Below are 22,338 nucleotides of genomic sequence, written 5' to 3'. Positions count from 1 at the left end.
TATGAAACAAGTTAGAAAAGGGAAAATCGTTGCAATGGTTGGCTTTTTAGGTTTATTTGCGGGAGTCTTGTTAAGTGCCTGCAGCAAACCAACGGAAGAAGACACCAGTCTAAGCAAGGTGGAAGAAGCCAAAACATTGGTTGTTGCTACTTCGGGAACCTTGTATCCATCGTCTTACTATAACGATGAAAATGAATTAGTGGGCTATGATGTCGATGTGGCAAAAGAAGTCGCCAAGCGATTAGGCGTAGAGATCACATTTAAAGAGTACAATGTCGATGGACAAGTTTCTTCTTTAACACGTGGAGAAGCTGATTTTGCTGCCAACGATTTTGGTTTGACGGATGAACGGGCGGAAAAATTCAGTCTCTCAACGCCTATCAAATACTCGTTCGATAGTATGATCGTGCGAAAAAGTGATGACTCTGGGATTGCTTCTTTAGAAGATTTGGATGGCAAAAAAGCTGCTGGTGAACCGAATACCAGCTACATGCGCTTAGCGGAATCCTATGGGGCAGAATTAGTGACTTACGACAACGCAACGAATGATCAGTATTTGACAGATGTTGCGAATGGTCGAACGGATGTGATCTTGAATGATTACTATTTGCAAAAAATGGCAGTCGCTGCTTTGCCAGATATCCCTGTAAAAATTTTGGAAGATGTCTACTTTAATCCGAATGAAACGGGCTTCTTATTCGTGAAAGATCATCAAGCATTACAGGAAAAAGTGGATGCTGTTTTAGCAGAAATGAAAGAAGACGGCCGTTTAAAAGAACTTGCGGAAACGTATTTTCAAACCGATATTTCAGTAAAATCTGATCAAGCGATCCAAACGGTTGAAACAGACTAATGTATATTCCAACCCTTGATTTGCCGTTGATGTGGGAGTCATTGCCCTATTTGCTGTCGGGCTTGTCCTACACGGTCGGCATTGCTGTCGTTTCGTTTCTAGGGGGCAACGTATTAGGGATCATGCTCACCTTCTTAGGGATGCTGGAAAACCCCATCATTAGAGGGTTCGTGCTGGGCTACCTCTCGTTTCTAAGAGGCGTCCCAGCGTTGGTCTTGTTGTTCCTACTGTATTTTGGCTTGCCTTATCAATTGTCGGCGCTTAGTGCTGCGATCATCTGTTTTACATTGACTAGCAGCGCATTTATCGGAGAAATCTACCGAGGATCAATTGCGGGTGTGGATCGTGGGCAATTTGATGCTGCCTATGCGTTAGGGTTATCCTTTACGAAAACGATGCGTCTGATTATTTTGCCGCAAGCCTTTCGTATTTCTGTACCGGCATTGAGTAATGTGGCAATGGATTTGTTGAAAGGAACCTCCTTGGCAGCAATGATCACGATTCCTGATATTTTTCAAAAAGCTAAGATCGTTGGCGGACGAACCTTTGATTACATGTCCATGTATGTGCTAGTGGCCATCATCTATTGGCTGTTGTGCATTTTGATTGAAGCCGGGCAAAAGCGATTAGAACAACATTTTTCAAAACGCTTTGCCGCTAATGAGGCTGTAAGACAATAAAAAAAGAGCCGAGGCTCGATCACTGCAGAAATCACTCTCTTCTTGAATTGATTTCTGCAGTTTTTGTATTTGAAAAGATAGAAGAAAGGAGATTGCCGTAGTAAAACAATGAGCAAAGGCAAGGAAGATAGAGAAATTTCTGTAATGTCAAACTAGTTTCAGTATGAAAATGGTGCTGACCAAGTTATTTTCCTTCACTTAAACAGCCTATATTTCATTCGGTCGGCTCAAGTGATTCATGGTAAAATAAAGAAAAGCAAATCGAGGAGGGTCCTTATGAAGTATGAATGGCGCAAACTAGAAAAAGAGCTCTATCTTCCCAAAAAAACAACAGTGATCGAGGTGCCAACGTATCAATTTATCAGTTTGAGCGGCAGCGGCAATCCGAATCGACCTGAATTCAGCGAAGAGATCGCCGCTTTATATACGATTTCTTATTCACTCAGGATGGGATTAAAAAAAGGGGCTTTTGGCAATGAACCCTTTGAATACACGGTCTTTCCTTTAGAAGGTGTGTGGACCTCTCTGACAAAGCCAGACGGTGCCGTCAACAAAGAAGAATTGATCTACAAAATCATGATTCGCCAACCAGAACCAGTCACGGAAACACTGTTTCAAGAACAGCTCTTGGCAGTCAAAGAGAAGAAAGACAATCCAAATCTAGAAAAGCTCATCTTTGAGCGCTATGAAGAAGGATTGTGCCTGCAAGCGATGCATACAGGCTCTTTTGACACTGAAGCGGAAACCTTTGCGAAAATGAAGGAGCTGTTAAAACAAGAACAGTTAGTGATCCGTCCAACGATGGACACGTTCCAGCATCGAGAAATCTATTTGTCTGATCCGCGAAAAGTTTCACCAGATAAAGCCAAAACCGTCCTGCGATGGGCAGTAGAAGCAGAGGGTGGGATTCAGTGAATAAAAACTATTTAAGCATCGACATCGGCGGCACGAAAATCAAATCGGCTGTCATTGATCGCTCGGGGAATATTCTGACGCGAGGACGGATGGATACGCCGAAAAATCTTACGGAATTTCTGACAGGGATTGAAACGATCGTTGAGGACGTTCATGGAAGCATTCGGGGCATTGCTGTTAGTACCCCAGGAAAAGTCAACCCAGAGACCGGGACGATCTCGTTTGGCGGGGCGTTGCCTTTTTTAGATGGAGTCTCCTTAAAACAGCTGCTGGCAAAGTACCAAGTGCCGCTGGCTGTGACCAACGATGGCAAGGCAGCCGCATTAGCTGAATGGTGGCTAGGAAACCTTAAAGGGATTCAAAATGGGGCTGCCATAACCTTAGGTACTGGTTTGGGTGGTGGTGTGATCGTTGAAGGAAAACTGATCCAAGGTGCACATTTTCAAGCAGGGGAATTAAGTTTTCTACTAAATGCCACTAAGAGAAGCGATGCTCCAGAAAACACTGAGCAACCAAATAATCAGGGATTGACCCTGCAGCAATTGGCAGGTTTTAGCGGTTCAGCGGTCGCCATGATTCGCCGCAGCGCCCAACTGCTAGGCTTAGCTGATCTTGCGGATGGTGAAGCAGTTTTTGACGCTATCAATCAAAAAGAGCCACGGGTCTGGGCACTGTTTACAGCGTATTGCCGAGAAATCGCGTGTGTCATACTCAATGTTCAAGCCGTGATTGACTTAGAGCGCTTCGTGATTGGTGGTGGCATCAGTGCCCAAGCGATCGTGGTGTAAGAAATCGACCGTCAGTATCAGCAACTGCTGGCTAGTTTACCGATTTTGCAGCAGACCTTGACGAAGCCGGAGATCCAAGCCTGCAAATTTCAAAATGACGCCAATTTATTAGGGGCGCTCTATCATTTCTTTTTGGAACATGAGATGAAATAAAATAGAAAAAAACTGCCGCGAACCAACGATTCGCGGCAGTTTTTTAAGCTTTTTTCTTGGTGTCTTTGTCTTCGTCACCTAGGTAATCTTTGCTAGTGAAGGCACTGTGGAAGTATTTGCCGTCTTGACCGTAATAGCGGTTGTAGCGCTGCTTGAATTTGCGGAACACGTAAACGACAAGAACTTTTAGCAGACAATAAATCGGGATTCCGAAAATCACCCCAACGATCCCCATCAAATCACCCATCACTAATAAAACAACCAGAATCGTAATAGGATGGATTTTCAATCGGTCACCCATCACACGGGGCACGACTAAATCGCCATGAAGCAACTGTACAGCAAACCAAGCAATCAAAAACTTAACCAACATCCCGGTGGAGTCTTGTGCGGCAATGAAAAGCCCCGGGAAAAAGACGATAAAAGGTCCAATATAGGGGATGATGCAAAGCAGACCAGCGGCGATCGCCAGAATACTGGCATACTCTAGGCCGATCAAGAGGAAAACGACCCAATAGATCGCCCCTAAAATCAGGGATGAAATGATTTGTCCTTTCAAAAAGGCACCGACTTGTAAGTCAGAGATCTTGACGATTTCATTAAAGTCTTTGCGAAAACGTGGTGGCACTAATGAGAGGACCGAAAAATAAAACTTGTTTGGGTTACGCAATAAGAAAAAGGCAATGATCGGTCCAGTAAACAAAGCAATGAACAAGGTCGAAATGGTTGAAAACAAACTGCTGAGCCCAGCGGCACCAGTTTGCCAATAGTCTCCAATAAAACTCATGATATTACTGGTGATATTTTGTAGTGTGTCTGTAATTTGTGCCATCTCATCTTGAAATGGGGTATTTTCTAAAAAGGCGGTCGCGTTTTTCTCAAAGTCACTGACCAAACTTGGTAAGCTATTGATCAGATCGGTGGTTTGCTGCTCCAAAATCGGATAAAGCTGGAAACCAGCAAAGACGATCAACAAAAGAATCAACAGATAGATCCCAGCAATCGAAGCACTGCGGGGAATTTTTTTCGTTTCCAATTTATCGACCACCGGATTAAACAGATAGTAAAGGATCAGCCCAAATAAAAAGGGTGGGATAATAGCTGTAAGAATGGCTGAAAAGGGTGTAAATAAAAAAGAAATCTGATTTAGCAAAAAGACAGCAACTGCCGACAAGATAATCAGTCCTAAGACATAATAGCTTGTTTTGCCGCCTAAAAAGTGGATCAATCGGTTATTTTTCATAATAAGCCTCGCTTTCTTAGCTACATTATAACGAAAGACCCCTATTCTGTAAAAAAACAACGTACCTTTCGAAAAAACCGCGCTCACATTCTCAATATCTTTATAATGAAAGAATATCTTTAATAAGGCGTTGACTGGTGACCTCTTTCTTCAAAACAGACCAAAAAACGCTCCCGTGAGCACAATGCAGGAGCGTAAAGGATTATTTGCGCACAGTCGTTAAGGTGCAGCGCCCAACGGCAGTTTTTAACCCGCTAGCTAACCAAATAGTGGCTTGCCAAGTTTGGATACGAGCGCCGATACGATCAGGACTAGCTTCTACAATCAGGGTTCCTTCTTGGGCGGCGGCTAGATGATTGACTTGCAGGTCAACGCCGGCGGCAAAGGCTTCTTCTTGAGCCAAAGCTTGATTGGCACCGATGCTGCAGGCGGTCTCGATCAAAACACCGTTAATGCCACCGTGAACGAGACCAAAAGGCTGTTTGTGCTGCGCTTTGATCGGCATCCGTAAACGAACAAAATCGGCTGTTGCTGCTTCTACTTCGATTTCTAAGGCTTCCAGTAAATTCATTTTTTGCTCCTTTTTCTAAGAAAGTTACCATGATTATAGCACGAGTTTTGGTAGAAATAGCCGAAGATCTCAGAAAGTCGGCAACAGGGGGGAGAAGTCTTAAGAAATACCCTTAACCAAAGCAATTTCTAACGAAAAGCGACTAGATATGTGTATAATAGAGCTATGTGAATTGAGGAGGAACAAGTAATGAGAGAATGGAAAACCTTAAAAGAGTACGATGAAATTTTGTTTGAACAACATGGAAAAGTGGCGAAAATCACGATCAACCGCCCAGAAGTCCACAATGCGTTTACACCAAAAACGGTGTTTGAAATGATTGATGCATTTTCGATCAGTCGCGATGAACCAGGCATCGGCGTGATTATCTTGACAGGCGCCGGCGATAAAGCCTTTTGTTCAGGTGGAGACCAAAAAGTCCGTGGTCACGGTGGCTATGTTGGGGAAGATCAGGTTCCTCGCTTAAACGTATTGGATCTGCAACGCTTGATTCGCACGTTACCAAAACCGGTGATCGCCATGGTCAAAGGCTGGTCTATCGGTGGCGGAAATGTTTTACAATTGGTTTGTGATTTAACGATCGCCGCTGACAACGCTAAATTTGGTCAAACTGGACCAAATGTCGGTAGTTTTGATGGTGGCTATGGTTCGGGCTATCTTGCACGGACGATCGGTCATAAAAAAGCCAAGGAAGTTTGGTTCATGACAAAACAATATACCGCCGAAGAAGCATTGGCGATGAACTGGATCAATACAGTCGTTCCTCTTGATCGAGTAGAAGATGAAACGATGGAATGGGCAGAAACGATGCTGCAAAAGAGCCCGTTGGCGTTACGCATGATCAAAGCATCAATGAACGCCGATACGGACGGATTAGCTGGCATTCAGCAATTAGCTGGCGATGCGACCTTATTGTATTACACGATGGATGAAGCCAAAGAAGGTCGTGACGCGTTTAAAGAAAAACGTCAACCAGACTTCGACCAATTCCCTAAATTCCCATAATGACTGGGAGTTGGCTGCAAAGGCAAGCACAACTTCATCCAGAACGACCAGCTTTTTATTGGCATGAAAAAAGCTGGTCGTTTGCTGCCTTGCAAAAAGAGGTTTATGCTTACGTTGCTTATTATCAAGCCCAATTCGTTGATCAGCCAAACCGGGTAGCTCTTTTTAGCAATAACGCCCCTGAAATGGTCTTTACGATCCTTGCGTTATGGGAGTTGGGGATCGAAGTCCAGCTGCTGAATACGCGATTGACAGCCGCTGAAATCTCCTTTCAATTGCAAGATGCCCACTGCGACTGGGTGATCACGGCGGATCAGGCTGTGATTTCGGGTGTTCGCAGCTTGACCTTTGGACAAGCGATCAAACAGGCGGAGGCTTTTGTTGGTTCTGTTGTTCCTTCGTTTGTTCCTAATGAAGCAATCTATCAAGAAGAGCAAGTGGCTTCAATCATGTATACCTCTGGTACGACTGGCAATCCCAAGGGTGTGCCCCAAACCTTTGGGAATCATCTAGCAAGTGCCGAAGCGACTCAAAAAAACTTAGCCATCACTAGCGAGGATTGTTGGCTTTGTGCAGTTCCGCTGTATCATATCAGTGGGTTGTCAATTCTCTTGCGGTCCTTGCGACTTGGGATGAGTGTTCGTTTGTATGAGCGCTTTGATGCTGGAGAAATGGCAAAAGACCTTGAAGCAGGGAAAGGGACGATCGTTTCTTTGGTGGCAAAAATGTTGACAGATTTGCTGCCCTTGGTGCCCAAACAAGGCTTTGATTCGTTGCGTTATATCCTGCTAGGCGGCGGTCCGATTGCTAAAAGTGTATTGGAAAAATGCCAGCAAAATCAGCTTTCTGTGATTCAATCCTATGGGATGACAGAAACCTGTTCACAAGTGGTGGCATTGCCGCCAGAAAAAGCTTCTGAAAAAATCGGCGCCTCTGGGGTTCCCTTGCAAGGTGTCCATTTACGAATTGCGACTGATGGGAAAATGGCAGACCACCAGACTGCTGAAAATACCCAGCCGATCGGAGAGATCCAACTGCAAGGACCTGCGATCACGACTCGTTACTTGAACGATCGCAGTCCACAGCAGTGGGACCAAGAGGGCTGGTTTGCCACAGGAGATCTAGGTTATCTTGATCAAGAGGGCTTTTTGTATGTAGTCAGTCGTGCAAGCGAACTGATCATATCTGGTGGAGAAAACATCTATCCCGCAGAAGTGGAGCAAGCCTTGTTGCAGCATCCAGCGGTCAAAGAGGCAGCTGTGGTGGGGGAACCAGACGAGGAGTGGGGACAATCTGTCGCGGCTTATTTAACGTTAAATGAACCGATCCACTTCCAAGCTTTATTGGATACGTTAGAAGGGCAGATCGCCCACTATAAATTTCCGCGCCGTTTTTATCACGTGCGAGAAATGCCGCGCACAGCAAGCGGTAAAGTTTTAAAAAGGCTATTGCTGAGTGAAGAAAGAGTGAACTACATTGAACAGCAAATCAACAAGTAATTATGAGGCAGCGATCGCTGCCGGGAAAACCTATTTGAGTGAGTATCAACCTATAGAAAGGTGTGACTTACTGGCTCTTTATGCAGCGGCACAAGAATATCGAGGGGAACGCTATTTCTGGCGTACTCCTGATGAAACGACTAGTATGGTAGGGTTGGGTTGGTTAGCCACTTTTTCGCAACCCAAACTTGCAGACTTTTCAGAAGTCCGCTCTCTCTTAAAGCAAGCCCACTATCAACCAGAGGCACCTTTTCAGGCGCAGTTAGTTGGCGGCTTTGCTTTTGATGAACAGGCAGAAGTCAGTCAGGATTGGGCTGAGCTAGGTGCTGGTCTCTTTGCGTTGCCAGAAATACTGGTCAGCAAAACTGGAGATCAGTGTGGCGTCGTTTATACAGTAGCCGCTTCTTCCGAGGAACAACGACAACAAAAAGTCGCTGCCTTACAGGAAAAAGTCGCAAGCTGGTTGCAGGCCAATTCGGACAAGAGTCTTGTAGCAGAAACGCCTGCTTTTCAGGCACAAGAGGAACTAGATGTGCCCCAATGGCTGCAAGCGGTCGAAGAGACAGTGGCAGCCATTCGCTCAACTGAAACACCGTTGAAAAAAGTGGTTCTGGCAAGACGAATGAAGGTAGAAACGAAGCAGTCGATCATTAGTGATGCGGTGTTGCAACGGTTGGCGCAACAGCAGCCGAATACCTATCTTTTTGCCATCGAACATGGGGGCCATGTTTTTGCTGGTGCGACGCCAGAACGCTTGCTAAAAGCGACTGTCGATCAGTTTGAAACGGTAAGTATCGCAGGTTCCGCACCAAGAGGCAAAACCAAAGAAGAAGATGAGGCACTGGCACAAGCCCTCTTAGCGGACGCAAAAAATACCCATGAACATCAAGTAGTTGTCGATCGCTTAGAAACGGCATTGGCCACTTTGTTAGCTGACGGCTTTCAATCAGAAGCCCGTTCCGTGATCAAAAATCGTGACATTCAGCATTTGTTTGTTCCTTTAGCAGGGCAAAGAAAGGCAGGAGTCAACTTTCTGACCGCCGTGCAAAAACTACACCCGACCCCAGCATTGGGGGGAGAACCGAAAGAAGCAGCCGTCTCATGGATTCGTACCCATGAACCAGCCAGCAGAGGGATGTACGGTGGACCGATCGGTTGGTTGGGTATTCAAGAAGATATTGGCGAGTTTGCTGTGGCGATCCGCTCAGGATTCTTTAGCGGCAATCAAGCAACGCTGTATGCGGGTTGTGGGATCGTTGCCGATTCAGATGCGGAATCCGAACGTCAAGAAACACGGTTAAAATTTCAACCGATGAGGAGAGGGATCTTAGGAGATGAATAACCAGACAGTCATGACAGACTATTTACTAGCGGCGATCCAAGGACTAAAAGCAGCGGGTGCGAAGCGAGCAGTCATTAGTCCCGGTTCACGCTCCACGCCATTGGCGCTACTATTGCATCGTGATCCTGAGATCACCTGTACGGTGGCTGTCGATGAACGTTCGGCTGCTTTTTTTGCTTTAGGGATGTCCAAAGTTGATCTCCAGCCGACGATCTTACTGTGTACCTCTGGAACTGCAGCAGCCAATTATTATCCAGCTGTTTGTGAAGCAGAAGCTACCAACTTGCCACTGATCGTCTTAACGGCTGATCGCCCACCAGAACTGCGGGGCGTTGGGGCGCCACAGGCAATGGATCAACAGAATTTGTATGCCTCTCATGTCAAAAAGATGGTAGAGATGACGGTGCCAGAAAACGATCCTGCTTTGTTGCGTTATAGTTTTTGGCAAGCTGCAACTTGCACGATCGAAGCGCAAAAACAGCCGAAAGGCCCTGTCCAAATCAACTTTCCATTACGGGAGCCGCTGTTGCCTGACTTTAGTCGCCAATGCAGTATGCAGCAAGACGTGAGCTATCTGGCACCACAACAAGAGCTGTCAGCAGAGATGATCACCCAGCTAGCCCCATACTTTGATAAAAAAGGTATTCTTATTGCTGGAGAAAGCCTTACGATCGAAGAAGCGCAGCAGTTGCTGGCTTTTTCGGAGAAATTAGGCTGGCCGATCGTCGGCGATCCATTGACCAATCTGGCGACAGCCGGTACCAAAGTAGGAACATTTATCAGTCAAGCCGATCTTGTTTTCCCGCAATTGACTTCTGCCTTCCAACCAGAAGTGGTCGTGCGTTTTGGTCGCTTACCAGTCACCAAAAATGTCCTATTATGGTTGAACAAAGCAGCCGATACGACGACGTGGCTCTTTGTTGATCCATCAGGGCAGTGGCAAGATCAGCTGCATCGGGCAAACTATTTGATCGAAGCAGCGATCAGCGCCTTCGTGGCGGCCATCACCCAGTTGCCGATCGTCAAACATACGGCGTGGCAACAACAATGGCAAGCACTTCAAGCGCGGGCAGATCAGGTGATTGCTGCAAGTCCCCAGTTGCAACAATGGGATGAGAGCAGCGCTGTGCGCATGCTCCAACAATGTTTGCCTGAAGAAGCGCAAATTCTTTTGGCAAACAGCAATGCGATCCGTTTTTTTGATCGCTACGGCAGCAAAACTACCTCCACTTATCGCGTGTATGGAAACCGGGGCGTCAATGGGATCGACGGCCTTGTCTCGACCGTGGCTGGGATTGCTTCCGCCAGTCAAAAGCCTACCTACTTGTTGATTGGTGATTTAGCGTTGTACCATGATATGAACGGCCTACAACTACTGCGCCAGTATCAATTGCCAGTAACGATCATTTTACTGAATAATAACGGTGGTGGGATCTTTTCCTTTCTGTCACAAAATACCTTAGAACCAAACGACTTTGTCCCGCTCTTTGGTACTCCGTTAGATCTTGAGTTTCAAAAAGTGGCGGCCTTATATGAGGCAGATTGGCACACACCGACCTCTTTGCTAGAGTTTCAAACGATTTTAGCGGAAACAAGTCAACAGCCGCGCTTTCAAATAATCGAAGTGAAGGGTGAGCAAAAAGATCCGGTCAACACTTGGCAAGCACTCCAACAGCAGTTTAGCGAGGCAGGAGCGCAGCAATGAAGGACACGATAAATGGCGTCAGTTATTTTTATCAGTGGCTGCAGCCGTATCGATCATCCTTACCAACCCTTGTGGCATTGCATGGCTTCACGGGTTCTTCGGAAAGCTTTCGACCGGTTTTTGCAGAGGAAGGTTCTTACAATGTATTGGCAATCGATTTGATTGGACATGGACGCTCATCGATTTATGTCCATCCCATGCGTTATGAACTTCCTTTACTGGTGGAGGATCTCGCACACCTTTTAGCGAAGTTAGGGATTGAACGTTATGGCCTGTATGGCTACTCGATGGGGGCGCGAATCGCACTTGTCTGGGCGGTCATGGAACCAACGGCAGTGACCCATCTTTTGCTTGAGAGTGGTTCACCCGGGTTAGCTGATCCAGCAGAACGACTCGCTCGTCAGCGGCACGATCGTCGCTTAGCGTTGCGCTTACTAAGGGAGCCTTTGGTCGATTTTGTCGATTACTGGCAAGAACTGCCGTTGTTTGCTAGTCAAAAGGAGCTACCTTTAGCGCAGCAGGCTGCTGTACGGCAAGGACGCTTGCAGCAAAACAAATTTGGCTTGGCAGTAAGCTTGGTTTACGGTGGTACTGGCAAACAGCCAAGCTGTTGGTCGGCACTTCCGCAGCTAGCTTGTGAAATTCTTTATTTAGCGGGGGAAAAAGATGTAAAGTTTCGTAAAATCGCCCACCAAATGAAGCAGCTGCAACCAGAGATGACCATCAAAGTCGTTGCTAATGCTGGACATTGTATCCATTTAGAACAGCCGACACAGGTTCGTCATGAAATCGATCAATGGTTTGTAAAAGGATCGGGGACACAGTCAGCTGATTGACAAGGAGAGAACGCAATGAAGATTGAAAAAATTGAACGCATCGCCTGTCGCTTGCCCCTCAAACAACCATTTGTGACAAGTTATGGACAATTAACAGAAAAAGCTTTTGATCTTTATTTGGTGACGACAGAGGATAAAACGATGGGCATCGGTGAATTGGTCGCTTTTGAGCAGCCAGATTACATTGAAGAAACCCTCTTTTCTGCTCGACAAGTGATTGAAACAGCACTGATCCCATTATTGATTGACCAAGAGATCGAGCATCCGCAAGAAGTTTGTCAACTGTTTCAAACGGTCCAAGGAAACTACATGGCAAAATCGGCTTTGGAAACAGCGATTTGGGATCTATATGGCAAGCAAACGCATCAAAGTGTGAAAGAGCTTTATACCGCAACCCGACCGAGTGTCGCTGTTGGCGTTAGTCTTGGCATACAAGACTCTGTCGAAAAACTAGTGGCTCTTGTTGCCGATTATGTCGCCCAAGGGTATCAACGAATCAAATTAAAAATCAAGCCTGGGCAAGATCTGGTACCCTTGCGAGCGATTCGACAAGCCTTTCCAGAATTGCTTTTGATGGCAGATGCAAACGGAGCCTATCAGAGTGAGCCAGAACGCATTTTGGCACTTGATGACTTAGGATTGGTGATGATCGAGCAACCACTTAAGGTACGAGATCTGGTGGGGCACAGTCAGCTACAGCGGCAGATGAAGACGCCTCTATGTTTGGATGAAGATATTCGAACGGCAGAAGACGTCGACACCGTCGCAGCCCTGGACAGCTGCCGTGCGATCAACCTGAAAATCCCCCGTGTCGGTGGGATCACCGAAGCCTTGCGAATCCTTGATCGATGTCAAACCCATGGACTACTCGTTTGGTTAGGCGGCATGTTTGAGTCTGGTGTGGGACGAGCCATGAATTTGCAATTTGCGAGTCAAGATATTTTCCATTTTCCTGGGGATCTTTCCGCTTCTGATCGTTACTTTTATGATGATGTCATTACACAGCCTGCAACTTTGCATGAAGGCAAGCTGCTGGTACCTGATGGAAAGGGCTTTGGCATCACGCTAGCAGAAACAAAGCTAAGTCAATATGGGCAACCTAAAGAATGTATCTACTCAAGAAAACGATCAGCGAAAGAATAATATCAGCAAAGAAAAAACAGTAAAAATAAAAGAAATGGCCAGCAGGGAAATCTGCTGGCCGTTTCTTTTGCGTTATTCTACATTTTTGAATTCTTTTTCAATTTGTAGTCGTTGGACTTTCATGGTTGCTGTTCGTGGGATATCTTCGTAGTCGCGTAAAATTGGCTGATTGAGGTGAGGGAGATCTTCCACCATTTTCCACCAAGCATCCCAATCCATTTGACGATTTGGTGCTAAAGCAATGATTGGTTGCGGTGAGTTTTCTTTGTCGCGAACGATCACGACTTCGGCAAGGAAGTCTAAATGATCCAGCAAAAGGTCTTCCAAGGCAAGATTGCTTTCAATATTTTTGATCAAGTCCACTTGACGGTCTTTTAAGTAAAGATGTCCCTGATCATCCATCATGCCGTAATCACCACTGTCCCACCAAGCGCCATAGACATTGTCAGCAAAACGCTGATCTTCTTTATAATAGGTCAAAGCGCGTCCTTTTGAAAGGAAATGGATGTGCCCATCGGTATTGGCTGGCAGCTCGTTGCCCTCGGCATCGGCGATCCGTGCTCTCGTTAAGTCCTCCAGACCGACACCCATATCACGGGCATCGTTGGTAGCGATGCTTTCTAAGGTATGTGCTTTTAGGATCATTGGCCCGCATTCACTTTGGCCATAGACTTGTAAAAAGAGTGCTTCTTTTGTTGCTGAAGTATTTAAAAAAGTCGCCATTGTTTGATTGTTGATAGCATCAAAGGTTGAGTGATAGTAACGAATATTAGCAAAAGCATCTGGTTGTTCTTTTGCCACAAAGCTCCATTGGACAAAATTGTTTGGATGAGTTTCCAAAGCGATCGGTGGGTATTCTTTTAACATGCCTACGACATGAGCACCGTTGGCATTGGCTAATGGCATCATCGGGAAGCCCATCGCCATCAAGGAGGAGATACCGATATTGAAGCGGGAGTGCACCGGTGAAATATGGAACGCAATTAAATCAGAGTCAGCTTTGGTGCGATCGATCTTGGTGAAGATCGTTTTTTGCCATTTTGTCCGCCAGCCCATGGAGTTTGCTGAATGACAAATCAATTTTGGAATACCCGTCGTTCCAGAAGTATGGGTCATATAGGAAATTTGATCCACCGGTAATTCAGTTTGTTCCACTGGTTCCGCTGGTTGTTGTAGCAAATGGCGAACAGCGATCTGTTTGTCAGTACTGCTATTTTTCACTTGTGCGACGCGGCCTTCGGTTTCTTCATCAAATAAGATGTAAGGATCTTCTAAGCGATCCACAAACACTTCGATGGTTTCAGCAGGAAAATGATAGGAGATCATAGCAGGAACGGCACCAAGGTAAGAAGCAGCCGTTGCTAACAAATACGTATCGAATTTTGAAGATTTATACAGAATGATTTTATCTCCTGCTTGCACGCCAAGTGAGGCAAGTTGATAAGCACGCTTTAAAATCATTTCATGGCTCGAACGGTAGGTACTACGATAGCCAAGCTCAGGAAATGCTGGCAATACTTCATCATGGATGATGGGGGTGTCAGGAAACGTTTCAGCAGCTTCGCGATAATTGGTGTATAGATTCAATGGACGATAGTCTAAAATGGACAAATAGAACACTCCTTTAAAAGTTCGTGAAAAACTTCATTTGATTTCTCCATTTTAGCACAGGAATTCCTCGATACAATAGATATTTTGTGTTTTTTATTTATTTCTAAAAAATCATCCGGGCAAAGACTTTCGAAGAATGAATGACTGTGATGTGTTATCATTCATTCCTCGTACTAAGCGGAAAAAGTGCATAATCAACGGGTGTATTTTGCTACAAAATCTTCGATTGGGAGGCGAAAGTCTAAATAGCGTGCTTTTAATTCTGCACGATTCCAATTCCACCAAGCGATTTCTTGCAAAGCAGTGATCGTTTCTGGATCAAAGCGGTATTTGATCACTTTTGCTGGAACCCCGCCGACGATCGCATAAGGCGGCACATCTTTGGTTACGACTGCGTTTGAGGCGATCACGGCACCATCACCGACGGTCAAACCAGATTGGATCACGGCACCGTGGCCGATCCAGACATCATTGCCAATGACGGTCGTTTTTGCTTTGCGTTTTTCTAAGAAGGACTCGTCCTTTGGCGCAAATCCATAGCCTTCGCCATTATAGGCAAAAAGATGCTGACTAGGGCGTTCATAGGGATGATTGGTAGGGCCGATGCGGACCATCGCTGCGATACTGATAAAACGTCCTAATTGGCTGTTCTGAATAAAGCAATATTGCCCCGTATAGGTATAATTGCCGATGGAAGAATGATCAATGTGATTGGCTTCGCCAATTTCGACATAGTCTCCTAAAGTTGTGTCTTGAAGCTGCGAGTCTTTGCCAACGATCGGCTGTTCATCTGGAAAATTTGTGATCGATAGGTGCATAGAAATCATCCTCTCTTGCGTATTGCTATCATTTTACCGCACTTTTTTGTACTATTTGACTAATACGCACTAAAGACAAAAGGAGGTCTGCTTTATGGAGACGATTTATCAGTTAGATAAGATGACCGAAACGATAGCTAAGCGAGCAATCAAAAAAGGATACTCGTTAAAAAATCAAGCGGCCCCAGAGGCGCTGTTTGTGCGCAGTTCAACGGTTCCTAACGAATTGATCACTCCAGAATTAGCTGTGATCGCTCGCTCAGGAACAGGCACCAATACGATCGATTTGGCACGGTGTACTCAAAATGGCACAGTAGTTTTCAATAGTCCTGGTGTCAATGCCAATGCAGTCAAAGAGTTGGTGCTATCCAATTTATTTCTCAGCGTTCGCCCCTTATTCAAAGCGATCCAGACGGTAGCCGATTTACAAGAAGAACTAACGTCCGGTCAAATTGAAGCAGAAGAGGTGTTGAAGGTAGCTGAAGAACGGCGAAAAGAAGTGATTGGCGAAGAATTAGCTGGAAAAACCATCGGTATTTTAGGGTTAGGAGAGATCGGTGAACGGGTGGCAAAAGCCTGTCATCAGCTAGGGATGGAGGTTTTGGGCTATGCCCGAACGAAGAAAGCAGCACACGATTACGAGCAAGTCAGTGACCTGCAAATGCTGTTGACCGAATCAGATTTTGTGGTGGTCTTGCTCCCTTTAAGTCAAGAGACCAAAGGCATGCTGAATCGACAAACGATTCAGCAGATGAAAAAAAATGCAGTGTTGATGAATTTTGGTCGCGGGGAAATCGTGGAAGAAGCAGCCGTCTTAGAAGCATTAGCCAAAAATCAGCTCAAACAATACATCACTGATTTTCCTAGTGCGGGCTTGATCGGACAACCGAAAGTGTTGTGTTATCCGCATATCGGCGGCAGTACTACCAATGCCTTGGAAAAGGGGGACCACGTAGTTTTTGATCGCATGCATGCCTATTTACGCGCTGGGACGATTCAAGAATCGGTCAATTTCCCCCATGCAGAGTTGCCTTTTTTGGCACCGTATCGCTTAGCGCTGTTTTATCACGACAAGCCTGGTGCTTTTGCCCCATTATTGCGGATCATTTCTGAAGCAGGCGTGGATATCGATAATTTGGCGAGTGAGAGAAAAGCCGGAGTTGCCTATACTTTGATTGATCTTGATGAGACAAATGAAACACTGCTGCAAGATCTACAGCAGCAGATACAGCAAGAAACAGCGATCATTCGTGCCCGCTTGATCAAAAATTCGCGAACCAGTGAATAGTTGCCACCAACAATGTTTCTTGTTATGATGAAAAAAAAGTAAAGGAAGTTCATCATGACGAATAAGTTTCAAGATAAAAAGAAGGTCGCTTTGCCTCGTTATCAGCAGATTGCCGTAGCGATCGCGGAACGAATCGTTGAAAATCGCTACCAAGTTGGGCAAAAGATCCATGCACGCTCAACATTAGCCAGCAATTTCAATGTCTCTCCTGAAACAGCCCGCAAAGCGATCAATGTATTAGTTGATTTAGAAATCATGGACGTCCGTCATGGCAGCGGCGCCTATATTGCTTCAAAGGAAAAAGCACAGGCCTTTGTGGAACAATACCAAGATGTGCAGTCGATCCAAGAAATTAGACAAGATATTTTAGACAGTGTGGAGCGGCAGCAGCAAGAGCTGGATAATTTTTCTGACTTGTTGAACACGCTAGTGCAGCAAACCAAAAAGGTACACCACATGAGTCCGTTTGTGCCCTTTGAGCTTCAGCTGACGGAACAGGCGCAGCATTTGGAAAAAAGTATCAACGAATTGAATGTTTGGCAGGCAACAGGGGCGACGATCATCGCGATCCAAACAACCGAAGAATTGTTGTTGTCACCGGGACCTTATGCGAAATTCAGTGCAGGCAATACGATTTATTTTGTCGGGAATGAATTGGCGTTGCAGCGCATGACCAATTTCTTCTATCCAACGGACCATTCAGCGTAATTCTTTTTCCTGATTCCCATGCTTTTTTTGCAAAAGAAAAAGCATTGGGAAATTTTTTTTGACAAAGTGACCACATCTTGTTAAGATAGTATGGTCACTTTCGTGAAATTTTTCAGAAAAAGGAGTATTAATCATTTGAGTAAAGTTAAAGTGGAACACTTAACCAAAATCTTCGGTAAGAAAAAGCAGCAAGCTCTAGCCATGGTCAAAGAACAACGCAGCAAAAACGAGATTTTAGAAAAAACGGGTGCCACCGTTGGGGTCTATGATGTGAACTTTGAAGTCAACGAAGGCGAGATTTTCGTCATCATGGGCCTTTCTGGAAGCGGGAAGTCAACATTGATTCGACTATTGAATCGATTGATCGAGCCGTCTGGCGGAGATATTTACATAGATGGCGTGGATGTTGCCAAAATGAGTAAAGAGGAACTACGAGAAGTTCGCCGTCACAAAATCAACATGGTTTTCCAAAGCTTTGGCCTTTTCCCTCATCGGACAATTTTAGAGAACACAGAATACGGACTAGAAGTCCGTGGGGTCTCGAAAGAAGAACGAACAGCGAAAGCGGAAAAAGCGTTAGAAAACTCAGGATTGCTTTCTTTTAAAGACCAATACCCTGACCAGCTGTCTGGAGGGATGCAACAGCGTGTGGGACTTGCCCGTGCGTTAGCCAATGATCCAGAGATCCTCTTGATGGATGAGGCCTTTTCAGCGTTAGATCCGCTGATTCGCCGTGAAATGCAAGATGAACTTTTAGAATTGCAAGCCAATGTTCAAAAAACGATTATCTTTATCACCCATGATTTGAACGAGGCCTTGCGGATCGGTGACCGGATCGCTTTAATGAAAGATGGTCAGATCATGCAGATCGGTACAGGAGAAGATATTTTGACGAATCCTGCCAACCAATACGTGCGTGATTTCGTGGAAGATGTCGATCGTTCCAAAGTCTTGACTGCGCAAAACATCATGGTCCCAGCATTGACGACGAACATCGAGATCGATGGACCAAGCGTAGCATTGAACCGGATGCGGAAAGAAGAAGTCAGCATGCTGTTAGCCGTCGACAAACGTCGTCACCTAAAAGGAAGCCTGACAGCCGAGTCTGCTCGTGAGGCACGGAAAAATAATCTGACCTTGAAGGAAGTTATTGATAAAAATGTTAAAAAGATCGATAAAGATATGCTGGTAACGGATATCTTCAATTTGATCTATGATTCGCCTACACCTTTAGCTGTGGTAGAAAACGATCGTTTGATCGGAGTCGTGATCCGCGGAAGTGTGATTGAAGCATTGGCTGAGACTGATTCAGCCGCTCAAGCAGAGGAAGGGGTAGTGACAAATGGATAATTTCTTACAACATACGATTCCGGTGGCTGATTGGGTCGAAAACTTTACTGATTGGCTAACAGGAACTTTCAGTGGATTGTTTTCAGCCTTACAGTCTTTCGGACAATTTATCATGGACGCTATTACAAATGTATTACTGTTTGTACCACCGTTATTAATGATCGTCTTATTGACAGCTGCTGCCTTTTTCGTTTCACGCAAAAAATTCGGCTTGCCAGCTTTTACTTTTGTCGGGTTGCTGTTCATCTATAACCAAGGGTTATGGACAGACTTGATGAACACCGTCACGTTGGTCTTATTGTCGAGTTTGGTTTCGATCATCATTGGGATTCCACTAGGAATCTTAATGGCGAAAAGCGAAAAAGCGCAAAGTATCGTGACGCCGATCTTAGACTTTATGCAAACGATGCCTGGTTTCGTTTATTTGATTCCTGCGGTTGCTTTCTTTGGGATCGGGATGGTTCCAGGGGTCTTCGCCTCAGTGATCTTTGCTCTACCACCAACCGTTCGGATGACGAACTTAGGGATTCGCCAAATTTCTCGTGAATTGGTGGAAGCCTCTGATTCCTTCGGTGGGACTGGCTGGCAAAAACTGATCAAATTAGAATTGCCACTAGCCAAAAGCACTATTTTGGCTGGGGTCAACCAAACCACGATGCTGGCATTATCAATGGTCGTGATCGCGTCAATGATCGGTGCTCCTGGGTTAGGGCGCGGCGTCTTGTCCGCCTTGCAACGAGCACAAGTCGGTAACGGATTTGTCAGTGGGGTATCCTTAGTTATTTTGGCGATCATCATGGATCGCTTTACCCAGAATTTGAATCGTTCGGCACATCAAAAAGCAGCCAGCAAGACAAGTCGCAAACAAAAACGTCTTTTTGGCGGGATTGCTGCAGCGGCAGTCGTTGCTTTGATTGGAGCATCGTTTGCCTTTGGAAATGTTTCTGACAGCAAAGGCACGGTGAACTTGGCGTATGTCGAATGGGATACGGAAGTTGCATCTACCCATGTGGTGGCAGAAGTTTTGTCGCAAATGGGCTACGAAGTCAATACGACGCCTTTGGATAATGCCATCATGTGGGAATCGGTGGCAAAAGGGGAAGTTGACGGGATGGTTGCTGCTTGGCTGCCATCTACGCATCAATCCCAGTATGAACAGTACCAAGACCAAGTTGAAAACTTAGGTCCTAACTTAGAGGGGGCAAAACTGGGGATCGTTGTACCAAGTTATATGGATGTAGATTCCATCGCAGACCTTTCTGACGAAGCTGGAAAAACCATCACTGGTATCGAACCAGGCGCTGGTGTTGTAAATGCAGCGGAAAATACAGTTGCAACGTATGACAACCTTTCCGATTGGAATGTCGCTACCTCTTCTTCAGGAGCGATGACAGTGGCATTAGGCCAAGCCATCAAGAACCAAGATGAGATCGTTATTACTGGCTGGTCTCCACATTGGATGTTTGCGAAATATGATCTGAAATATCTGGATGATCCAGAAGGAACAATGGGTGAAGCAGAAAGCATCAACACTGTTGTACGCCAAGGATTAGCAGATGACATGCCAGAAGTCTACGAAGTACTTGATCGTTTCAACTGGACACAAGAAGACATGGAAGAAGTCATGTTAGCAATCAATGACGGAACGTCAGCCGAAGATGCAGCCAAAGATTGGGTAGCCAATCACCCAGAAGAAGTTGCTGCTTGGACGAACTGATTTCTAAAAAAGAACGACCGCAGATTGAAGCGGTCGTTCTTTTTGTTATTAAAAATACTTAGGTTCATAACGAAAGACGAGAGGATGATTTTTGCAAAAGATCGAGCTTTTGTGCAGGTTAAGCAAAACGATGAAAAATCGGCTGCATCTGTTCAAACGTACAGAGCTTAGTAAATCCTAATGACCGTAAAAGATCTTGTCCCTCTTTGATTTGAAACCCGAGCTGCTCTGGTTTATGACTGTCGCTGCCGATGGTTATCACGCTTCCCCCCAAGTCACGATAAAGCTTGAGGATCTCGATCGATGGCGTATACCCGTTGATTCCGTAACGGTGGGAAGAGGTATTCAGTTCAATGCCTTTGCCATTTTTGATCACGACTTTCAAGATCTCTGCGATTTGTTCTTTCGTTTGTTCAAAAGCGTCCTTCTCTTTATCTACATAACGACGAATCAAATCCATATGGGCTAAGACGGAATACTCTTTATATGTCGTGACTAGCTGATACATTTCATCATAATAGCGCTCGTAGCATTCCTGTTGGCTGCGTCCTTTTTGAAATTCTCCAGTCCAAAATTCTTGATCGTCTACCTGATGAACGGAAAGTAAAATGAAGTCAAAGGGATGCGAATGATAAAGACGGGTAAATTGTGGGATCGTGTGCATTTGTATCCCAAATTCCAGCCCAGTTTTTAGCTTGATTTGGTCACTGTATGTTTCCTTTAAGCGTGCCAGTTCGTTAAAATACAAGTCGTAGTAGACATTTTTTACAACTTTATTGGCCCCGACGAGGTACGTATCCGTCGCTTGCCAGTCTTCTTTGACTCCATAATCCACATGATCGGTAAAGCAGATTTCTGCTAAGCCTAGTTTAATGGCGTCTTTGACTACATCTTCCATCAAATACCAAGAATCATCGCTGTAATCACTATGGACGTGATAGTCTGTAAAAATCATGGCGTCTCCTTTTGTTTCGTTATTTTTGCTGCTTCTGCCAGTCTGCTCGTTTTTGATGATAGAGCTGGGCGACAGTTTCCCAATGTTCTTTGTCAGCCGGCTGAATCTCACGGATCACACGGGCTGGATTGCCGCCGACGATCGTATTCGGCGGCACATCTTTTGTGACGACGGAACCAGCAGCGACGATGGCATGTTTGCCGATCGTGACACCTGGTAAAATCGTACTATTGCCCCCGATCCAAACGTAATCTTCGACGGTGATCGGTAGGCCAAATTCCAAATCTTGACTGCGGACCACAGAATCGATTGGATGACCGGCGGTATAGAAGCTGACCCGTGGTCCCACCATCACATGATCACCAATCAGAATCTTATTGACATCTAAAAAAATGCAATCCATATTGGCATAAAAGTGATCACCAATCTCAACATGGCGACCATAATCAACATAAAGGGGTGGTTGGACAAAGCAATGCTGCCCAAATTTGCCAAAGAGTGCTTTTTCTTTGGCGATGATTCGTTCTCGGTCATTGACTGGTAAATGGTTGATTTCCTGGGCACGTTTTTTTCCCTCCGCTGAACCATTCTCAGGGAGAATGCCAGCAGCTTGATACAATTGACCAGCCAACATCGCTTGATAATCAAAGTCTTCTTTCATTGCAAAATCCTTTCTAAGACGGTAAATCGTCGGTGGTTAATTCAATCAAATTGCCTTCGGGGTCTTGGACAACTGCTTCATAATAGCCATCGCCTGTTGTACGAGGACCATTTAAAAGAGGGTAGCCATCTTCAACAAACCGTTGAGCGTATCGATCGACGTCAGCTTGATCACCAACTGCAATCGCAAGGTGAGTGTAGCCTAAGCTTTCGCTGATACGAGGGCTTAAAAATTTCTTGGTCGTTAATTCTAACCGACTTCCAGAATCAAAGGTCAAAAAATAGGACTGAAAGCCTGTTTTCGGATTATGGTATTTTGTGTTGCTGACCGCCTGAAAGTAGGTTTCATAAAATGTCCTCATTTTTTCCAAATCATTGACATATAGTGCGATGTGTTCAATTTTCATTATCGACAACTCCTTTAATAAGCAACACAGATCGTTTTTTTTTTGAACTTAGTAAACTTTGTTTAATAAGTTGCTTCTATTATACCTTTGT

At 45.3% G+C, this 22,338-nt stretch carries 20 protein-coding genes and 1 pseudogene; 14 read left to right on the top strand and 7 right to left on the bottom strand.

The window, feature by feature from the left end; genetic code table 11:
• The first annotated feature begins 1 nt into the window (after position 1).
• From IGI72_RS14010 to IGI72_RS13995, 4 genes and pseudogenes are all read left to right on the top strand, one after another.
• A complete protein-coding gene (locus IGI72_RS14010; RefSeq protein WP_015510211.1) occupies positions 2-853 on the top strand; it encodes a transporter substrate-binding domain-containing protein in 852 nt (283 codons plus the stop codon).
• Positions 853-1,533 carry an amino acid ABC transporter permease gene (locus tag IGI72_RS14005; protein ID WP_438754616.1) on the top strand — a complete coding sequence of 227 codons (681 nt, stop codon included), beginning with the start codon at positions 853-855 and terminating at the stop codon, positions 1,531-1,533. The genes IGI72_RS14010 and IGI72_RS14005 overlap by 1 nt, the downstream gene beginning before the upstream one ends.
• A 276-nt stretch (positions 1,534-1,809) precedes the next feature.
• Positions 1,810-2,448, top strand: a complete 639-nt coding sequence (locus tag IGI72_RS14000; RefSeq protein WP_438754614.1) for a GyrI-like domain-containing protein — start codon at positions 1,810-1,812, stop codon at positions 2,446-2,448.
• A pseudogene (locus IGI72_RS13995) lies at positions 2,445-3,389 on the top strand (ROK family protein). Before IGI72_RS14000 ends, IGI72_RS13995 begins: the two are co-directional and overlap by 4 nt.
• 43 nt (positions 3,390-3,432) lie before the next feature.
• On the opposite strand, the gene IGI72_RS13990 reads toward IGI72_RS13995, so the two are convergent.
• On the bottom strand, positions 3,433-4,632 hold the full coding sequence (locus tag IGI72_RS13990) for an AI-2E family transporter (RefSeq protein WP_005231861.1): 1,200 nt from the start codon (positions 4,630-4,632) through the stop codon (positions 3,433-3,435).
• A 202-nt stretch (positions 4,633-4,834) separates the two neighbouring features.
• On the bottom strand, positions 4,835-5,203 hold the full coding sequence (locus IGI72_RS13985) for a PaaI family thioesterase (protein WP_005228593.1): 369 nt from the start codon (positions 5,201-5,203) through the stop codon (positions 4,835-4,837).
• A 189-nt stretch (positions 5,204-5,392) separates the two neighbouring features.
• Here IGI72_RS13985 and menB point away from each other — a divergent pair, with 189 nt between their 5' ends.
• From menB to menC, 6 genes are read left to right on the top strand one after another with little or no spacing between them, the layout of a single operon-like run.
• Positions 5,393-6,208, top strand: a complete 816-nt coding sequence (gene menB / locus IGI72_RS13980) for a 1,4-dihydroxy-2-naphthoyl-CoA synthase (RefSeq protein WP_005228595.1) — start codon at positions 5,393-5,395, stop codon at positions 6,206-6,208.
• Entirely contained in the window at positions 6,208-7,707 is a 1,500-nt protein-coding gene (menE, locus tag IGI72_RS13975) for an o-succinylbenzoate--CoA ligase (protein WP_438754612.1), read from the top strand. Before menB ends, menE begins: the two co-directional genes overlap by 1 nt.
• The gene (locus tag IGI72_RS13970) at positions 7,685-9,049 is read left to right on the top strand and encodes an isochorismate synthase (protein WP_438754610.1); all 1,365 of its coding nucleotides are present in this window, start codon (positions 7,685-7,687) and stop codon (positions 9,047-9,049) included. The genes menE and IGI72_RS13970 overlap by 23 nt, the downstream gene beginning before the upstream one ends.
• Positions 9,042-10,754: a 2-succinyl-5-enolpyruvyl-6-hydroxy-3-cyclohexene-1-carboxylic-acid synthase gene (menD, locus tag IGI72_RS13965; protein ID WP_218213204.1), complete on the top strand. Its 1,713-nt coding sequence runs from the start codon at positions 9,042-9,044 to the stop codon at positions 10,752-10,754. Before IGI72_RS13970 ends, menD begins: the two co-directional genes overlap by 8 nt.
• Positions 10,751-11,590, top strand: coding sequence for a 2-succinyl-6-hydroxy-2,4-cyclohexadiene-1-carboxylate synthase (menH, locus tag IGI72_RS13960; RefSeq protein WP_438754608.1), 840 nt, complete (start codon positions 10,751-10,753; stop codon positions 11,588-11,590). The genes menD and menH overlap by 4 nt, the downstream gene beginning before the upstream one ends.
• 15 nt (positions 11,591-11,605) lie before the next feature.
• Positions 11,606-12,733 carry an o-succinylbenzoate synthase gene (gene menC / locus IGI72_RS13955; protein ID WP_015510202.1) on the top strand — a complete coding sequence of 376 codons (1,128 nt, stop codon included), beginning with the start codon at positions 11,606-11,608 and terminating at the stop codon, positions 12,731-12,733.
• A 72-nt stretch (positions 12,734-12,805) separates the two neighbouring features.
• On the opposite strand, the gene IGI72_RS13950 is transcribed toward menC, so the two are convergent.
• Both IGI72_RS13950 and IGI72_RS13945 read right to left on the bottom strand, forming a co-directional pair.
• Positions 12,806-14,344, bottom strand: a complete 1,539-nt coding sequence (locus IGI72_RS13950; protein WP_087627859.1) for an AMP-binding protein — start codon at positions 14,342-14,344, stop codon at positions 12,806-12,808.
• Positions 14,345-14,538: 194 nt separating this feature from the next.
• On the bottom strand, positions 14,539-15,162 hold the full coding sequence (locus tag IGI72_RS13945; protein WP_015510201.1) for a DapH/DapD/GlmU-related protein: 624 nt from the start codon (positions 15,160-15,162) through the stop codon (positions 14,539-14,541).
• 94 nt (positions 15,163-15,256) lie between these two features.
• Between IGI72_RS13945 and IGI72_RS13940 the strand changes: the two genes are divergently transcribed.
• The 4 genes from IGI72_RS13940 to IGI72_RS13925 all read left to right on the top strand — a co-directional run bounded on the left by IGI72_RS13940 (position 15,257) and on the right by IGI72_RS13925 (position 20,225).
• Complete coding sequence (locus tag IGI72_RS13940) at positions 15,257-16,450, top strand: NAD(P)-dependent oxidoreductase (protein ID WP_034869144.1); 1,194 nt, start codon at positions 15,257-15,259, stop codon at positions 16,448-16,450.
• A gap of 54 nt (positions 16,451-16,504) precedes the next feature.
• On the top strand, positions 16,505-17,158 hold the full coding sequence (locus IGI72_RS13935) for a GntR family transcriptional regulator (protein ID WP_005228608.1): 654 nt from the start codon (positions 16,505-16,507) through the stop codon (positions 17,156-17,158).
• 135 nt (positions 17,159-17,293) lie between these two features.
• Complete coding sequence (locus tag IGI72_RS13930) at positions 17,294-18,508, top strand: quaternary amine ABC transporter ATP-binding protein (RefSeq protein WP_005228609.1); 1,215 nt, start codon at positions 17,294-17,296, stop codon at positions 18,506-18,508.
• The gene (locus IGI72_RS13925; RefSeq protein WP_005228611.1) at positions 18,501-20,225 is read left to right on the top strand and encodes an ABC transporter permease/substrate binding protein; all 1,725 of its coding nucleotides are present in this window, start codon (positions 18,501-18,503) and stop codon (positions 20,223-20,225) included. Before IGI72_RS13930 ends, IGI72_RS13925 begins: the two co-directional genes overlap by 8 nt.
• Positions 20,226-20,343: 118 nt before the next feature.
• Here the strand turns inward: IGI72_RS13925 and IGI72_RS13920 are convergent, their stop codons facing one another.
• Genes IGI72_RS13920 through IGI72_RS13910 form a run of 3 tightly spaced genes read right to left on the bottom strand, consistent with a single transcriptional unit; the run spans position 20,344 to position 22,247 of the window.
• The gene (locus tag IGI72_RS13920; RefSeq protein ID WP_438754605.1) at positions 20,344-21,180 is read right to left on the bottom strand and encodes a histidinol-phosphatase HisJ family protein; all 837 of its coding nucleotides are present in this window, start codon (positions 21,178-21,180) and stop codon (positions 20,344-20,346) included.
• 19 nt (positions 21,181-21,199) lie between these two features.
• Positions 21,200-21,841, bottom strand: coding sequence for a sugar O-acetyltransferase (locus IGI72_RS13915; protein ID WP_015510197.1), 642 nt, complete (start codon positions 21,839-21,841; stop codon positions 21,200-21,202).
• Between the two features lie 13 nt (positions 21,842-21,854).
• The gene (locus tag IGI72_RS13910) at positions 21,855-22,247 is read right to left on the bottom strand and encodes a VOC family protein (protein ID WP_010749819.1); all 393 of its coding nucleotides are present in this window, start codon (positions 22,245-22,247) and stop codon (positions 21,855-21,857) included.
• Between the last annotated feature and the right edge of the window lie 91 nt (positions 22,248-22,338).

It is taken from the genome of Enterococcus sp. DIV1059_2 (assembly GCF_051713685.1).
In the GTDB taxonomy this organism is placed as follows: domain Bacteria; phylum Bacillota; class Bacilli; order Lactobacillales; family Enterococcaceae; genus Enterococcus_D; species Enterococcus_D casseliflavus.
Note: the sequence above shows the minus strand (reverse complement) of the source record. Positions and strands in the feature narration are given on the sequence as shown.

What these genes read in the sequence shown, in the direction of transcription:
- IGI72_RS13985 (WP_005228593.1), bottom strand. Translation starts at nt 5,203, where the DNA reads ATGAATTTACTGGAAGCCTTAGAAATCGAAGTAGAAGCAGCAACAGCC.
- menD (WP_218213204.1), top strand. Translation starts at nt 9,042, where the DNA reads ATGAATAACCAGACAGTCATGACAGACTATTTACTAGCGGCGATCCAA.
- IGI72_RS13990 (WP_005231861.1), bottom strand. Translation starts at nt 4,632, where the DNA reads ATGAAAAATAACCGATTGATCCACTTTTTAGGCGGCAAAACAAGCTAT.
- IGI72_RS14010 (WP_015510211.1), top strand. Translation starts at nt 2, where the DNA reads ATGAAACAAGTTAGAAAAGGGAAAATCGTTGCAATGGTTGGCTTTTTA.
- IGI72_RS13945 (WP_015510201.1), bottom strand. Translation starts at nt 15,162, where the DNA reads ATGCACCTATCGATCACAAATTTTCCAGATGAACAGCCGATCGTTGGC.
- IGI72_RS13925 (WP_005228611.1), top strand. Translation starts at nt 18,501, where the DNA reads ATGGATAATTTCTTACAACATACGATTCCGGTGGCTGATTGGGTCGAA.
- menB (WP_005228595.1), top strand. Translation starts at nt 5,393, where the DNA reads ATGAGAGAATGGAAAACCTTAAAAGAGTACGATGAAATTTTGTTTGAA.
- IGI72_RS13915 (WP_015510197.1), bottom strand. Translation starts at nt 21,841, where the DNA reads ATGAAAGAAGACTTTGATTATCAAGCGATGTTGGCTGGTCAATTGTAT.
- menC (WP_015510202.1), top strand. Translation starts at nt 11,606, where the DNA reads ATGAAGATTGAAAAAATTGAACGCATCGCCTGTCGCTTGCCCCTCAAA.
- IGI72_RS14005 (WP_438754616.1), top strand. Translation starts at nt 853, where the DNA reads ATGTATATTCCAACCCTTGATTTGCCGTTGATGTGGGAGTCATTGCCC.
- IGI72_RS13940 (WP_034869144.1), top strand. Translation starts at nt 15,257, where the DNA reads ATGGAGACGATTTATCAGTTAGATAAGATGACCGAAACGATAGCTAAG.
- IGI72_RS13910 (WP_010749819.1), bottom strand. Translation starts at nt 22,247, where the DNA reads ATGAAAATTGAACACATCGCACTATATGTCAATGATTTGGAAAAAATG.
- IGI72_RS13935 (WP_005228608.1), top strand. Translation starts at nt 16,505, where the DNA reads ATGACGAATAAGTTTCAAGATAAAAAGAAGGTCGCTTTGCCTCGTTAT.
- menE (WP_438754612.1), top strand. Translation starts at nt 6,208, where the DNA reads ATGACTGGGAGTTGGCTGCAAAGGCAAGCACAACTTCATCCAGAACGA.
- menH (WP_438754608.1), top strand. Translation starts at nt 10,751, where the DNA reads ATGAAGGACACGATAAATGGCGTCAGTTATTTTTATCAGTGGCTGCAG.
- IGI72_RS14000 (WP_438754614.1), top strand. Translation starts at nt 1,810, where the DNA reads ATGAAGTATGAATGGCGCAAACTAGAAAAAGAGCTCTATCTTCCCAAA.
- IGI72_RS13920 (WP_438754605.1), bottom strand. Translation starts at nt 21,180, where the DNA reads ATGATTTTTACAGACTATCACGTCCATAGTGATTACAGCGATGATTCT.